The 13,281-nt window shown below is 64.4% G+C and carries 17 protein-coding genes; 12 read left to right on the forward strand and 5 right to left on the reverse strand.

Annotated features, from left to right (window positions below):
• The first annotated feature begins 1 nt into the window (after position 1).
• The 3 genes from AC1MEM_RS04690 to AC1MEM_RS04700 are packed head-to-tail and all read left to right on the forward strand — an operon-like array spanning position 2 to position 2,248.
• Positions 2 to 1,150, forward strand: a complete 1,149-nt coding sequence (locus AC1MEM_RS04690) for a trypsin-like peptidase domain-containing protein (protein ID WP_499477565.1) — start codon at positions 2 to 4, stop codon at positions 1,148 to 1,150.
• Between the two features lie 19 nt (positions 1,151 to 1,169).
• Complete coding sequence (locus tag AC1MEM_RS04695; protein ID WP_499475650.1) at positions 1,170 to 1,859, forward strand: DUF2461 domain-containing protein; 690 nt, start codon at positions 1,170 to 1,172, stop codon at positions 1,857 to 1,859.
• Between the two features lie 14 nt (positions 1,860 to 1,873).
• On the forward strand, positions 1,874 to 2,248 hold the full coding sequence (locus AC1MEM_RS04700) for a cupin domain-containing protein (RefSeq protein ID WP_499475652.1): 375 nt from the start codon (positions 1,874 to 1,876) through the stop codon (positions 2,246 to 2,248).
• A 37-nt stretch (positions 2,249 to 2,285) separates the two neighbouring features.
• Here AC1MEM_RS04700 and AC1MEM_RS04705 read toward each other — a convergent pair whose 3' ends face one another.
• The 5 genes from AC1MEM_RS04705 to AC1MEM_RS04725 all read right to left on the reverse strand — a co-directional run bounded on the left by AC1MEM_RS04705 (position 2,286) and on the right by AC1MEM_RS04725 (position 5,307).
• The gene (locus AC1MEM_RS04705) at positions 2,286 to 3,299 is read right to left on the reverse strand and encodes an NAD(P)H-dependent glycerol-3-phosphate dehydrogenase (RefSeq protein WP_499475653.1); all 1,014 of its coding nucleotides are present in this window, start codon (positions 3,297 to 3,299) and stop codon (positions 2,286 to 2,288) included.
• Between the two features lie 26 nt (positions 3,300 to 3,325).
• Entirely contained in the window at positions 3,326 to 3,769 is a 444-nt protein-coding gene (locus AC1MEM_RS04710; protein ID WP_499475654.1) for an SH3 domain-containing protein, read from the reverse strand.
• 154 nt (positions 3,770 to 3,923) lie between these two features.
• On the reverse strand, positions 3,924 to 4,385 hold the full coding sequence (gene secB / locus AC1MEM_RS04715; protein ID WP_193688000.1) for a protein-export chaperone SecB: 462 nt from the start codon (positions 4,383 to 4,385) through the stop codon (positions 3,924 to 3,926).
• A 226-nt stretch (positions 4,386 to 4,611) separates the two neighbouring features.
• Complete coding sequence (grxC, locus tag AC1MEM_RS04720; RefSeq protein WP_056342617.1) at positions 4,612 to 4,875, reverse strand: glutaredoxin 3; 264 nt, start codon at positions 4,873 to 4,875, stop codon at positions 4,612 to 4,614.
• 30 nt (positions 4,876 to 4,905) lie between these two features.
• A complete protein-coding gene (locus AC1MEM_RS04725) occupies positions 4,906 to 5,307 on the reverse strand; it encodes a rhodanese-like domain-containing protein (protein WP_499475655.1) in 402 nt (133 codons plus the stop codon).
• A 128-nt stretch (positions 5,308 to 5,435) separates the two neighbouring features.
• Between AC1MEM_RS04725 and gpmA the strand changes: the two genes are divergently transcribed.
• From gpmA to gspK, 9 genes are all read left to right on the forward strand, one after another.
• Positions 5,436 to 6,182, forward strand: coding sequence for a 2,3-diphosphoglycerate-dependent phosphoglycerate mutase (gene gpmA / locus AC1MEM_RS04730; protein ID WP_499475656.1), 747 nt, complete (start codon positions 5,436 to 5,438; stop codon positions 6,180 to 6,182).
• A 3-nt stretch (positions 6,183 to 6,185) separates the two neighbouring features.
• Positions 6,186 to 7,613, forward strand: coding sequence for a murein hydrolase activator EnvC family protein (locus AC1MEM_RS04735; RefSeq protein ID WP_499475657.1), 1,428 nt, complete (start codon positions 6,186 to 6,188; stop codon positions 7,611 to 7,613).
• An 8-nt stretch (positions 7,614 to 7,621) separates the two neighbouring features.
• Positions 7,622 to 9,088 (forward strand): S41 family peptidase, encoded by a 1,467-nt coding sequence (locus tag AC1MEM_RS04740; protein WP_499475659.1) that lies wholly within the window; start codon positions 7,622 to 7,624, stop codon positions 9,086 to 9,088.
• Positions 9,089 to 9,270: 182 nt separating this feature from the next.
• The gene (locus tag AC1MEM_RS04745) at positions 9,271 to 10,032 is read left to right on the forward strand and encodes a HesA/MoeB/ThiF family protein (protein WP_499477566.1); all 762 of its coding nucleotides are present in this window, start codon (positions 9,271 to 9,273) and stop codon (positions 10,030 to 10,032) included.
• A 121-nt stretch (positions 10,033 to 10,153) separates the two neighbouring features.
• Complete coding sequence (gene gspG, locus AC1MEM_RS04750; RefSeq protein ID WP_499475660.1) at positions 10,154 to 10,606, forward strand: type II secretion system major pseudopilin GspG; 453 nt, start codon at positions 10,154 to 10,156, stop codon at positions 10,604 to 10,606.
• Positions 10,607 to 10,614: 8 nt separating this feature from the next.
• On the forward strand, positions 10,615 to 11,157 hold the full coding sequence (locus AC1MEM_RS04755; RefSeq protein ID WP_499475662.1) for a GspH/FimT family pseudopilin: 543 nt from the start codon (positions 10,615 to 10,617) through the stop codon (positions 11,155 to 11,157).
• Positions 11,154 to 11,534 (forward strand): type II secretion system minor pseudopilin GspI, encoded by a 381-nt coding sequence (gspI, locus tag AC1MEM_RS04760; RefSeq protein ID WP_499475664.1) that lies wholly within the window; start codon positions 11,154 to 11,156, stop codon positions 11,532 to 11,534. The genes AC1MEM_RS04755 and gspI overlap by 4 nt, the downstream gene beginning before the upstream one ends.
• A complete protein-coding gene (locus AC1MEM_RS04765; RefSeq protein WP_499475665.1) occupies positions 11,531 to 12,139 on the forward strand; it encodes a PulJ/GspJ family protein in 609 nt (202 codons plus the stop codon). Before gspI ends, AC1MEM_RS04765 begins: the two co-directional genes overlap by 4 nt.
• Entirely contained in the window at positions 12,139 to 13,281 is a 1,143-nt protein-coding gene (gene gspK, locus AC1MEM_RS04770) for a type II secretion system minor pseudopilin GspK (RefSeq protein ID WP_499475667.1), read from the forward strand. Before AC1MEM_RS04765 ends, gspK begins: the two co-directional genes overlap by 1 nt.

The following is a 13,281-nucleotide window of genomic DNA, read 5'->3' on the forward strand; positions in this document are numbered from 1 at the left end:
CCTGCGCCGGCTGTGGCTGCTGTTCGCCCAGGTGGTGACGGTCGCACTCGCCCTGTATTTCGTCGTCGCGGCCCTGCGCCCGGACTGGCTCGGAAGAATGTCGGTGCAAGTGCCGGTCGGCGCCGGTGCGCGCCAGGTGCCCGTGTTGCAAGCGCAGTCGAGCCCGCCGACCGCCAGCTACCGCGACGCCGCCGGACGCGCGATGCCCGCGGTGGTCAATATCCTTACCAGCAAAGCCTCGCGCGAAGCCCATCCGATTTTGAAGGACCCGTTCTTCCGGCGCTTTTTCGGGGACCGCATGCCACCCGAGGAGCAGATGTCGAGCCTGGGTTCGGGCGTGATCGTCAGCGGCGAAGGCTATATTTTGACCAACTTCCACGTCGTGGAGGGCGCCGACCAGATCGAGGTCGGCCTGGCCGATGGTCGTAAAGCGGCGGCGCGCGTCGTCGGCACCGATCCGGAAACGGACCTGGCCGTGATCCGCATCGGCGAGCGCAACCTGCCGGTGATGGTGCTGGGCCAGCCGGATGAGGCCCGGGTCGGCGACGTGGTGCTGGCGATCGGCAACCCCTTCGGTGTTGGCCAGACCGTGACCATGGGCATTATCTCGGCCGTGGGGCGGAACAACCTGCACATCAACCACTTCGAAAATTTCATCCAGACCGATGCCGCGATCAACTTCGGCAACTCGGGCGGCGCCCTGGTCGATGTGCACGGCAACCTGCTCGGCATTAATTCGGCAATTTATTCGCAGACCGGCGGCTCGATCGGCATCGGCTTCGCCATTCCGGTGTCGACTGCGCGCACCGTGCTCGAGTCGATCATCGCGCATGGGCAAGTGGTGCGCGGCTGGATCGGCATCGAATCGCAGGACATCACGCCGGAGCTGGCCGACAGTTTTGGACTCGGGCGCAGCAGCGGCGCCATCATCGCCGGCGTCGTGCGCAACGGCCCGGCCGACCGCGCCGGCGTGCGTCCCGGCGACATCCTGCTCGCCGTCGAAGGCAAGAGCGTCAAGAATACCGGCGACATGCTGAACCTGATCGCCCAGCTGGCGCCAGGCGCCAGGGCCAAACTGAAACTCATGCGCCGCAACCGCGAGTCGACCGTCGACGTCACCGTCGGCAAGCGTCCACGCCCCTCCCCGTAACTTTATTTCCGGACTTTCCATGCATCTGCGTGACTTGACGCAATTTCTTAGCGAGCTAAGCGAAAACAACACCCGTCCCTGGTTCATCATGAACAAACCGCGCTACGACATCCTGCGCGAAGAGTTTCTGGCGGTCGTCACCGAACTGATCCGCGAGCTGTCGACCTTCGACCGCCTGATCGCCGGTGTCGATCCAAAGAAGGCAATGTTCCGCATCAACCGCGACATCCGCTTTTCGAACGACAAGACACCCTATAAAACCCGCTTCTCGGCCGGCATCACGCCGAACAACAAGCGCCGGCCGAGCGAAGGCGGCGGCTCGACCTATTATTTCCAGATCGACGGCAACGGGACGCTGGGCATCGGCGCCGGCGAATACCTGCCGCCAGCCGCGCGCCTGAAAGCAATCCGCCAGCACGTGGTCAACGATGCGACAGGTTTCGCAAAAATGTTAAAGAATAAACACCTGCGCGCGACCTATGGCGACCTGCTCGACGAAGACAAACTGCAGCGCCCGCCAAAAGGCTTCGACCCGGCGCACCCGCATATCGAACACATCAAGCTGAAAAGCTTTTTCGTGTGGACGGAACTGCCGCTCAAGGTGAACGATCCGGACGAGCTGGTGCCGCGGCTGGCGCGTGGATTCGAGGATGCCTTTGCGCTGGTGACCTGGCTGCGCGGGGTGCCGCACACCAATGAAGATGAATAAATAAAGGAGGCGACATGGCCTTGCAACACGCAGCATCGGGCGAACGGATCGCCTTGCAACGCGGCGAAGACGACATCGCCAATTTCACGTCGATCGCGCTGGCGAAGACCGAGCACATGGAACTCATCCGGCTGATCGTCCCGAAGGACAAGCCGATGCCGGAACACCGGGTCGAGGGTGAAGTGACCCTGCTGTGCCTGGAAGGGGAAATCGCCATCGACGCGCACGGCCGCAGCGTCGTGCTGCGTCCGAACGAGATGCTGTTCCTGGCTGGCGGCGAGCCGCACGGGATCCGCGCCAACCAGGATGCGGTGGTGCTCATGACGATTTTGCTGGGGCCGGTGCGGACCGGCGGGCCGACGAACGCGGCAAGAGGGCAAGGCGGGTAATTCGATGCCGGGGTGGGTTATCCCACCCACCGATTCTTTACGCCAGCTCATTCCTCGGATCGCGCGCCAGCAACTGCTTCGCCATCTCCGCCGCGTCATACCCGTCGAACAGCACCGCCGCCACCGCGTTCGTGATCGGCATGTCGACACCGAGCTTGGCCGCCAGGTCGCGTACCGCTTTCGAGCACGGCACGCCCTCGGCCACGTGACCCAGTTCCGCGACGATCGTCTCCAGGGGCTTGCCTTGCGCCAGCGCCAGGCCGACGCGGCGGTTGCGTGACAAATCCCCGGTGCAGGTCAGGATCAGATCGCCCATCCCGGTCAGCCCCATGAAGGTGCTGGCCTGGCCGCCGAGCGCCATACCGAGGCGGGTGATTTCGGCCAGCCCGCGCGTGATCAAGGCGGCGCGTGCATTCAGGCCGAGCCCGAGGCCGTCCGCGGTGCCGGTCGCGATCGCCAGCACGTTTTTCACCGCACCGCCCACTTCCACGCCGACGACGTCATCGCAGGCATACACGCGCAGGTTGCCGCCGTGGACGGTAGCGACGACGCTGTCGCGCAATTGCGCCGAGGTCGAGGCTACCGCCAGCGCGCAAGGCAGGCCGCGCGCGACTTCCTGCGCGAACGACGGGCCCGACAGCGCCGCACCGGGCACCGCGTCGCCCAGCACTTCGCGCACCACCTGGTGCGGCAGCAGGCCGGTGCCGTACTCAAACCCTTTGCAGAGCCAGACGACGTTCGGAATGGCCCGGCCTTTCAACTGCTCGAGCAGTGGCCGTAGCCCGGCCACCGGACAGGCCGCGATCAGGAGCGGCGCTTCATCGGCGCCGGCATCGAGCACGTGAGACAGTGCCGCCTCGAAATCGGCGGTCACGCGCAGGCCGTCGGGCAAGGGCTGCCCGGGTAAATAAGTCGTGTTCTCGCGTGCGGCCGCAGTGGCGGCCATCTGTGCGGCATTGCGGCCCCACAGCAGCACGTCGTGACGCGCGGCCACCGCGATGGCGACGGCGGTACCCCACGCACCCGCGCCGAGAACAGTGATCTTGTTCATTTTTTTCGTTTCTTGCATGGTTAGATTCAGATGCCCCAGACGTCCAACGCGCGCACGAAGCCGGCGATGCCGTCCTGGTGGCGCACGCGGATCCAGTCGCCGGCTTGCGGATCGACCAATTCGAGCAGCACGCCCTTTTCCGCCGTCATCAGGATGGCCGCGTTGTCGTCGGGTGCGGCGCGTACTTTCGCCAGGACCGCCCTCACCACGACATTGCGCCGTGCCGACAAACCTTTCGATTCAGTCCAGGCGAATTCGCCATCGACGTCGCGTACCTTGACCCAGTCGCCATAGCGCGCAAGGATCTCGACCGGCATGCCGTGCGGCGCGATGTAACGCTTGCCGCCCTTGACCGAGGGTGCGTCATACAGCACGACGGACGGCGCGCCGACCGAGCGGAAGTCGGCGGCACAGGCGTGCGCGCAGGCCAGCATCAGCAGCACGGTGGCAGACAGGCGGGAAAGGATCATGGCAGGGCAGCGGGCTCGGCAAAACCAGACGCCAAAATGGCAGAAAGGGCATCCACACCGTGCTCTTCTATGAAAAAAAGCGCGGCAAGGATGCCCATCACGGAATTCCAGCCGGCCCGGCAGCATGCCGGAACGGCCGAACAATCCGTCAAACTTAGTTCGCCGGCGCAGCTGCAGCGGCTTCAGCCATCGCCTGGCGGCGCTGCTGGTAGAACACTTCGAAGTTGATCTCGGCCAGGTGCACTGGCGGGAAGCCGGCACGGGTGATCACGTCGGCGATGTTCGCGCGCAGGTAAGGGTAGACGATGTTGGGGCAGCCGATGCCCAGCAGTGGGTCCATCTGGTCGGCAGGGATGTTGCGTGCCTCGAAGATGCCGCCTTGCTTGCCTTCGACCAGGAAAGCGACCTTGTCCTTGACCTTGGCGGTCACGGTGATGGTGACGGTCGACTCATAGATGCCTTCGGCGATTGCTTCAGCGCCAACATCCAGCGAGACCTCGATGGTCGGGGCTTCCTGCTCGAGGAAGATTGCTGGGGAGTTTGGTTGTTCCAGCGACATGTCTTTCAGGTAGACGCGTTGGATTTGGAAGACTGGTTGCAGGTTTTCGTCAGACATGGAACGCTTTCGTTGTGAAGTAAAAGGAACGGCAAGGCGCCGTCCCCGATGGGCTTGGAGTCAAACGCAACGGCAATTGTATCAAAATCAATTTGGATACAATACTCCCGCGGGGCGCCTTTTCACGCCCCGCCCCAATTTGTAGCCTGGGCACTTGTGCGTAGCCTGGGCATCCGTGCCCAGGGTGCAGCGCCTGATGCAGCCACAGCACTCCTTGCCGCCCTGCTTACTCCCCCTTGAGCAGCGGATCCAGGCGCCCCGCCTGGTCGAGTGCGTACAGGTCGTCGAAGCCGCCGACATGGGTTTCGCCGACATAGATTTGCGGCACCGTGCGGCGGCCGGTCTTTTGCATCATGATCTGGCGCTGTTCAGGGTCGAGGTCGACGCGGATGCGCTCGATTTCGGTCACGCCCTTCGCTTCGAGCAGGCGCTCGGCGCGGACGCAATATGGGCAGCTGGCGGTGTGATAGAGGACAACGTGAGCACTCATGGTTCTTCCTTCCTGGCTTGATTTACTTGCTTATTTGGCTGTCGGCAGGCCGGCAGCCGTCCAGGCCGTCATGCCGCCTTCCAGGCTGAGCGCGTCCTCGAAGCCGGCTGCTTTCAGTTGGCGGACGGCCTTGTCGGAGCGGGCGCCGGTCTGGCAGACGACGACCAGGGTACGGCTTTTCGACTTTTCCAGCTCGCCGATGCGATTGCCCAAGTCTGCCAGCGGAATGTTTTTCGCGTCGCGCACGTGGCCGGCGGCAAATTCGTCGGCGCTGCGCACGTCCAGAATCGTGGTCTTGCCGCGGTTGATGAACTGGGTCACTTGCAGCGCGGTGGCGCGGCGGCCCTTCGGCGTGAGGGCTGGCCAGAGCAGCGCGCCACCAGAAACAACGGCAATCGCGACGATGAAGATATTATCGAGGATGAATTTCACAAGGCTTCCAATGGTTGAACGCAATCCGGCCATTATAAAATAGAAGCCGGACAGGAATATTTTTTGGACCTCGATCGACTGCCGCGAGGGCCTTCGCAAGTTTTCTAATAGATAGCAAAGAAGAGCTTATGTACAAAATCGTATTCATGCGCCATGGCGAATCCACCTGGAACCTGGCCAACCGTTTTACTGGCTGGGTCGACGTCGACCTGACCGAGAAGGGCATCAACGAAGCGAAAACCGCGGGCCGCGTGCTGCGCGAAGCCGGCTTTGCATTCGACCTGGCCTACACCTCGGTCCTGAAGCGCGCGATCCGCACGCTGTGGCTGGCGCTCGACGAGATGGACCAGATGTACCTGCCGATCAAGAACGACTGGCGCCTGAACGAGCGTCACTATGGCGCCCTGCAGGGCCTGGACAAGGGAGAAACGGCCGCCAAGTACGGCGACGCGCAGGTGCTGGTGTGGCGCCGCAGCTACGACACGCCGCCGCCGGCGCTCGAAGAAACCGACGACCGCGCCTCCTTCAACGACCCGCGCTATGCCGGCTTGCCGAAGCAGCAAATTCCACTGACCGAATGCCTGAAGGACACCGTGGCGCGCGTGATGCCGGTCTGGGACGAGGAAATCGCCCCGGCGATCCGCGCCGGCAAGCAGATCCTGATTTCGGCCCACGGCAACAGCCTGCGCGCCCTGATCAAGATGCTGGACAACATCAGCGATACCGATATCGTCGGCCTGAACATCCCGAATGGCCAGCCGCTGGTGTACGAACTCGACGCCGACCTGAAGCCGATCCGCCATTACTACCTGGGCGACCAGGAAGCGATCGCCGCGGCGACCGCGGCCGTGGCGAACCAAGGGAAGGCGAAGTAAGTCTTGCGTTTCCCTATCAAGAAGTCGGCCGCCAGCGCATTGCTGTGCGGCTTGCTGGCCCTGTCCGCGGCGGGGCTTGTTGCGGCCGCCAAGCCCACCGAGCGCAGCCGCCAGAAGGCGGCGGCGGAGGCCCAGCGCGCCGGTATCCAGCAAAAGCTCACGGCCCTGAAAAAAGAAATCAGCCGTACCGAGAGCGCAAAGGACGACGTCGCCGATACGCTGGCCGAGTCGGAAGAGGCGATCTCGGACGCGAATCGCGCACTGCGCGACCTCAACCAGGAGACCCTGGAAACCAATGTGCGCCTGCAAGACCTCGCCAGCGAGCAGCAACGCTTGGCACAAACAATTGTTAGTCAAAAGAAACAATTGTCGACGCTGCTGCGTGAGCACTATGTGGCAGGCAATGAAGACCGCATCAAACTGCTGTTGTCGGGAGATAACCCGAACCGCATCAACCGCGATCTGCAAATGATGGCCTATGTGTCGCAGGCGCAGGCGAAGTTACTTGCTGCGCTGAACGCGAACCTGGCGCAGGTCGAGCAAAACCGCGAGAAGGTCGAGAACGCCAAAGTCGAACTCGAGGAAATTGCAGAAGAGCAGCGCGACCAGAAAGCCGTGCTGGAAAAGGAAAAGGCGAGACGGGCCGCCTTGCTCGGCGAACTGTCGAGCAAACTGGTGGTGCAGCGCAAGCAGGCGGACAGCCTGCAACGCGACGAGCAGCGCATGAGCGGCCTGGTCGACCAGCTGACGAAATTGATCCGCGAGCAGGCCGAGGCCGAGCGCCGCCGCCAGGAAGCCCTGGCGGCGGCGCGGGCGAAAGCGAAAGCGGAAGCCGAGGCCGCAGCGAAAGCCCGCGCGCTGGCACGCGCGGCCGCGAAAGCCGAGCGCGAGCGCCTGGCGCGCGAAGCGGCGAAAGCCGGCAAACCGGCGCCGAAACCCTTGCCGCCGGAGCCGGAGGAGCCGAAGGTGGCGCAGGAAACGAAACCGGTCGAGCGCACGCCGGATATCTCGCTCGCGCCCGCCGCCCCGGCCGGCGCCTTTGCCGCCATGAAGGGCCGCCTGAGTTCGCCGGTCAGCGGCACGATCGCGGCGCGCTTCGGCGCCAAGCGCGGCGGCGATGGTCCTAGCTGGAAAGGGATGTTCATCAAGGCGCCGGAAGGCACCGAGGTACGCTCGGTCGCGGTCGGTCGCGTGGTGCACTCGGGCTGGATGCGCGGCTTCGGTAATCTGATCATCATCGACCACGGCGGAGACTATTTATCGATCTACGCCAACAACCAGACCTTGCTAAAACGCCTGGGCGATGCAGTGCGCGCGGGCGAGCCGATTGCGAGCGCGGGCAACACCGGTGGTAACGAGGAATCGGGGCTATACTTTGAGCTCAGGCATCTGGGTAAAGCCTTCGATCCGGCAAGCTGGGTCAAATTCTAGGGGCAGCGATGGGCAACAAAGTGAAAAGCATGGGCCTGGTCGGCCTCGGTGTCGTGGCCGGCGTGGCGCTGACGGTGCAGGTCTCGGCCTGGGCGCAGAAGGGCGAAGGCAGCCCGCTGCCGCTGGACGAACTGCGCCAGTTGGCGGATGTCTTCGGCCTGATCAAAAGCGATTACGTGGTGCCGGTCGAGGACAAGAAACTGTTGTCCGAGGCAATCGGCGGCATGGTCGCCTCGCTCGACCCCCATTCGGTCTACCTCGACCAGAAAGCCTACCGCGAGATGCGCGAAAGCGTGCAGGGCAAATTCGTCGGTGTCGGCATCGAAGTGGCCGCCGAAGACGGCTACGTGAAAATCGTCTCGCCGATCGAGGATTCGCCCGCCTACCGCGCCGGCATCAAGGCCGGAGACCTGATCACCCGCATCGACAATGTGCCGGTGAAGGGCCTGTCGATCGACGACGCCATCAAGAAAATGCGCGGCAAGCCCGGCAGCAAAGTAACGCTGACGATTGCCCGCCGCGGCGACGATCGCCCCTGGGTAGTGCCGGTCACGCGCGAGGAAATCCGCGTACTGAGCGTCAAGGCGAAAATGGTCGAACCCGATTACGCGTGGGTGCGCATCAGCCAGTTCCAGGAAGCCACGCTCGACGAACTGGCGACCAAGACGGCGGCGCTGTACACCGCCAACCCGAACATCAAGGGCCTGGTCCTCGACCTGCGCAACGATCCGGGCGGCTTGCTGCCGGGCGCGATCGGCGTCTCGACCGCCTTCCTGCCGAAGGAAGAGCTGATCGTCTCGACCAAGGGCCAATTGGCCGACTCGAACCAGAGTTACTATGGCCGCCGCGAATTCTATGCGCCGCGCGGCGCCGACCCCCTGGCGAAACTGCCGGCTGCACTGAAAACCGTGCCGATGGTGGTGCTGGTCAATGGCGGCTCGGCATCGGCTTCGGAAATTGTCGCCGGTGCCCTGCAGGACTACAAGCGCGCCATCGTGATGGGCAGCCAGACCTTTGGTAAAGGCTCGGTACAGACGCTGCGTCCCCTGTCGGCCGACACCGCCATCAAACTGACCACGGCGCGCTATTACACGCCGAAAGGCCGGTCGATCCAGGCCAACGGCATTGTGCCGGATACGGCGGTCGAGGAAACGGCCGAAGGAGACGGCCTGAACGCGCTGCGCGTGCGCGAAGTCGATCTGCAACGCCACCTGGCGGGCGAGAACGAAAAGCCGGGCGCCGCCGCCAAGGATGCGCGCGACAGCGCCGAACAGAAGCAACGCGCACTGGCCCTGCTGAAAAACCGCAAGCCGCTCGAACTGGGCGGCAAGGACGATTTTCAATTGACCCAGGCGCTGAACCATTTCAAGGGCTTGCCGGTCAAAGTCGCCAGGCAGGAAGCGGTCGAAGTGATCTCGGCGGAGTCGAAGCAATTGCCGGGGACCGAAACGAAACCGCCGGAGCTGAAAAAATAGGGTGGACGGCTCTACCCAGGTGCGAGATGGCCTGCGGCTGTGGCGCCGTCCACGCGTTCAGCCATCGTTTGAAACCTCGCGTCGACATTTGCACGGGCTGAACGCGTGGACGGCGCATGTGAGGCATGCACACCACGTTCGGGGTGGAGCCGTCCACCTACGTCGACATCCTCGTCTATTCCATGAACGACACCCAGCTCCTGCGCTACTCGCGCCACATTCTGCTCGACGAGATCGGCATCGAAGGCCAGGCGCGCCTGCTTGCATCGCAGGTGCTCGTCATCGGCGCCGGTGGCCTCGGCTCGCCTGCGGCGATGTACCTGGCCGCCAGCGGCGTCGGCCACCTCACCCTGGTCGACGACGACGCGGTCGACCTGACCAACCTGCAGCGCCAGGTGATGCACACGACCGAGCGCATCGGCCTGCCAAAAGTCGAGTCCGGCCGCGTGGCCTTGCAGGCGATCAATCCCGATGTGAACGTGACGGCCCTGTGCGAGCGCGCCGACGGCGAGCGCCTGCGCGCGCTGGTGCAGGCCGCAACGGTCGTGCTCGACTGCAGCGACAATTTCGCCACCCGCCATGCGGTCAATCGCGCCTGCGTCGCGGCCGGCGTGCCGCTGGTGGCCGGTGCGGCGATTCGTTTCGACGGGCAATTGTCCGTGTTCGACATGCGGCGCGCCGACTGCCCATGCTATGCCTGCGTCTTTCCCGAAGACAGTGGCTTCGAAGATGTTGCCTGCAGCACGATGGGCGTCTTTGCGCCGCTGGTCGGCATCGTCGGGGCGGTGCAGGCGGCCGAGGCACTGAAACTGATCCTGGGCGTCGGCACCTCGCTCGCGGGGCGCCTGCTGCTGCTCGACGGGCGCGCCATGGAGTGGACGGAAATCCGCGCGGCACGCAATCCGGCCTGTCCGGTTTGCCGCGAGCGCCCCGCGCACGGCTGACAATGCAGCGCAGTTTGCTCTGCAATACAATGGCGCACCGGCGCCAGTGGCCGCTCCTTCCATTCGGCCTTATACTAGGTCCGTTGTTCGCTTGTTCCGATCCACCTTTCCAAGATTGACTATGCAGATCGTTTCGCACCGCGCAGTTGGCCAGCGTCTCGCACGCGGCTTCACCCTCGTTGAAATCATGGTTGTCGTGGTCATCATCGGCATCCTCGGCGCGCTGGTCGTGCCGAAACTGCTGGGCCGTACCGGCGAGTCGCGCGTGGTCGCGGCGAAGACGGACATCGCCACCCTGATGCAAGCCCTGAAAATGTACAAACTGGACAACCAGCGCTACCCGACCACCGAGCAGGGCCTGCAAGCCCTGACGACGAAACCGACCTCGGGCCCCGCGGCGAATGGCTGGAAGGAAGGCGGCTATGTCGAGCGACTGCCGAAGGATCCTTGGGGTAATTCCTACCAGTACCTGTCGCCGGGCTTGCACGGCGAAGTCGACATCTTCTCCTTGGGCGCCGATGGCCAGCCTAACGGCGAGGGCGAAGACGCCGACGTCGGCTCCTGGCAGCAGTAAGGCCGGTCATGGCTGGCGTCGTGCCATCGCGCCGAGTGGTTGAAAGAAAGAGGATTTTTTCACACGCTCGCAGGGCCGCCGGCTTCACCCTGGTGGAAATTCTGGTCGTCATGGTCATCATCGGCATCACGCTCGGGATGGTCTCGCTTAACGCGATTCCCAGCCCGCGCCAGGATCTCGAGAACGAAGCGAAGCGCCTGACCTTGCTGCTGCAGCTGGCGCGCGACGAAGCCATCGTGCGCAACCGCCAAGTCGCCTTCGAAGCCACGCCCGAGCGCTACCGCTTCCTGGTGCGCAACGATACCGGCTGGGTGCCCGTCACCGAGGACGATTTATTGCGCGAGCGGCCATTCCGGAATGCCCCCGTGCGCCTGCTGCTCGACCCGCCCGCGGCCGGCATCGGCAACGGCGAGACCATGCGCGTGACCTTCGGGCGCGAGCCGGTCGACAAGCCTTTCGTGCTGACGCTGGCCAGCGGCAATATCAGTGTCGGCGTGCGCGCCGATGGCGTCGGCCATTTCACGGTGGTCGAACCGGGGGAGCCGCAGTGACCCGTCGCCAGCAAGCATCCGGTTTTACCCTGCTCGAAGTGCTGGTGGCCCTGGTCATCGTCGGCACCGCGCTCGGCGCCGGCCTGCGCGCGATCGGCAGCCTGGCCTCGAACGGCGCCAGCCTGCGCGCCTCGATGATGGCCACCTGGTCGGCCGAAAACCGCCTCATCCAGATTCGTCTCGGCAAGGAATTTCCCGAAGTCGGCAAACGCAGCTATGCCTGCGGCCAGGGAGATTTGCGCCTGATGTGCCAGGAAGAAGTGCTGGTCAGCCCGAATCCGCAGCTGCGCCGCGTCGAGGTGTCCGTGGTCGACATGGACAATCCGAACCGGCGTATCCTGAAGCTGGTCCAACTCGTTTTGAGGCCGACCTCATGAAGACGGCACGCGGCTTCACCCTGGTCGAATTATTGGTCGCGATCGGCATTCTCGCCATGGTCGCCGTGCTCGGCTGGCGCGGCCTGGACGGCATCGTGCGCGCCCGCGTGGCCCTGACCGACCAGATGGAAATGACGCGCGGCATGCAGCTGGCGTTTGCCCAGATGCAAAGCGATTGCGAACACGCGGCCGACGCCACCCTGCTCGGGCGCCGTCCCTTCCTCGAACAGGCCGACAACCGCCTGACCCTGGTGCGCACCGTATTCAACGAAAACGAGCCGGCGCGCCTGCAAGTGATCGCCTACCGCCTCGTCAATGGCCAGCTGATACGGCGCGAATCGAACACGACCCGCGACCTGGTCGAGCTCGATGCGCTGTGGAAGGCCTCGCTCAGCGATACCGACCCGACGCCGCCGGTGACGCTGCAGGGCGGGGTCCAGTCGATGGGCGTGCTCGTGTGGCAGAACAATGCCTGGCAAAAGCAGCCGCAGGCGACGGCCCAGGGCGGCGTCGTGCCGAACGGGATCACCGGCCTCCAGGTCGTGCTGGCGGCGCGCAATTTCCCACAACCGCTGACCAAGTACTTCCTGCTGGGGAGCACCTGATGGGCCGCATCGTGCAGCGCTTCCGCAGCCCCCGGCGCCAGCGCGGCGTCGCCGTCATCACCGCCTTGCTGCTCACCACGCTGGCCATTTCCATCGTTGCCAGCCTGTTCTGGCAGCAGCAGGTGCAGGTGCGCTCGATGGAAAACCAGCGGCTGCACCTGCAGACGCGCTGGATCCTGCGCGGCGCGCTCGACTGGTCGACGCTGGTGCTGCGCCAGGACGCCTACGACCATCCGCGCTACACCGCATTGACGCACGTATGGGCCACGCCGCTGGCGGAAACACGGCTCGACCAGTACATTGAGCGGGAGCGGGTCGAAGGCGAAGTCTTCGATGCGAGTCTTTCCGGCGGCATCACGGACGCCACCGCGCGTTACAATCTGCGCAATCTGGCGAGCACGACCGGAAGCCGCACGGAGATCGACGCGGCCAACCTGGCGATTTTCCAGCGCCTGCTGACGAACCTGCAGATCAATCCGGCGCTGGCGAAAACCGCCGCCAACCTGATCGCGGGCAGCCAGCCGGTGATCGTGCCGGCCGGTACGGTCGACCCGGTCACGGGCCAGGAAGTGGGCGGCCAGGAACGTGATCCGGCCGATGCCGGCAATCCGGACGCGGGCGCCGCGGCGGGGGCCATTGGGGCGGGTGCAGCCGATGAACCCGGCAGCGACGGCACGCCCGTTGTCGAGCAGACCGCGACGATTCCCGTGTCGCGCACCGGGCTGGGTACGCCAATGAAATTCCTCGAAGTCGAGGATTTATTGGCGGTGCGCGGGATGACGCCGGAAATGCTGGAAAAGCTGCGTCCGTACGTCATCGTGCTGCCGGAACGCACGCCGATCAACGTCAACACGGCGTCGGCCGAAGTGCTGGCGGCAGTCATCCCGAATTTTTCGCTGTCGGAAGCGAACGCTTTGTTGGCACGCCGGCGCAACGTACCGTGGGCCGACATCGGCAACTTCCAGACCGATATCACCGGGCACACGCCGGTGGCCGAGTCGGTCAGCGTCAAAAGCGATTGGTTCCTCGTGAACAGCCGGATCCGCCTCGACCGCGCGGCACTAAACGCGCAGGCGCTGATCCAGCGTAGCGCCAATCCGATAGGCGGCGGCGTCAAAGTCGTTTGGGTTCGTCAAAACTAA

It is taken from the genome of Telluria sp. AIW5, from assembly GCF_056680575.1.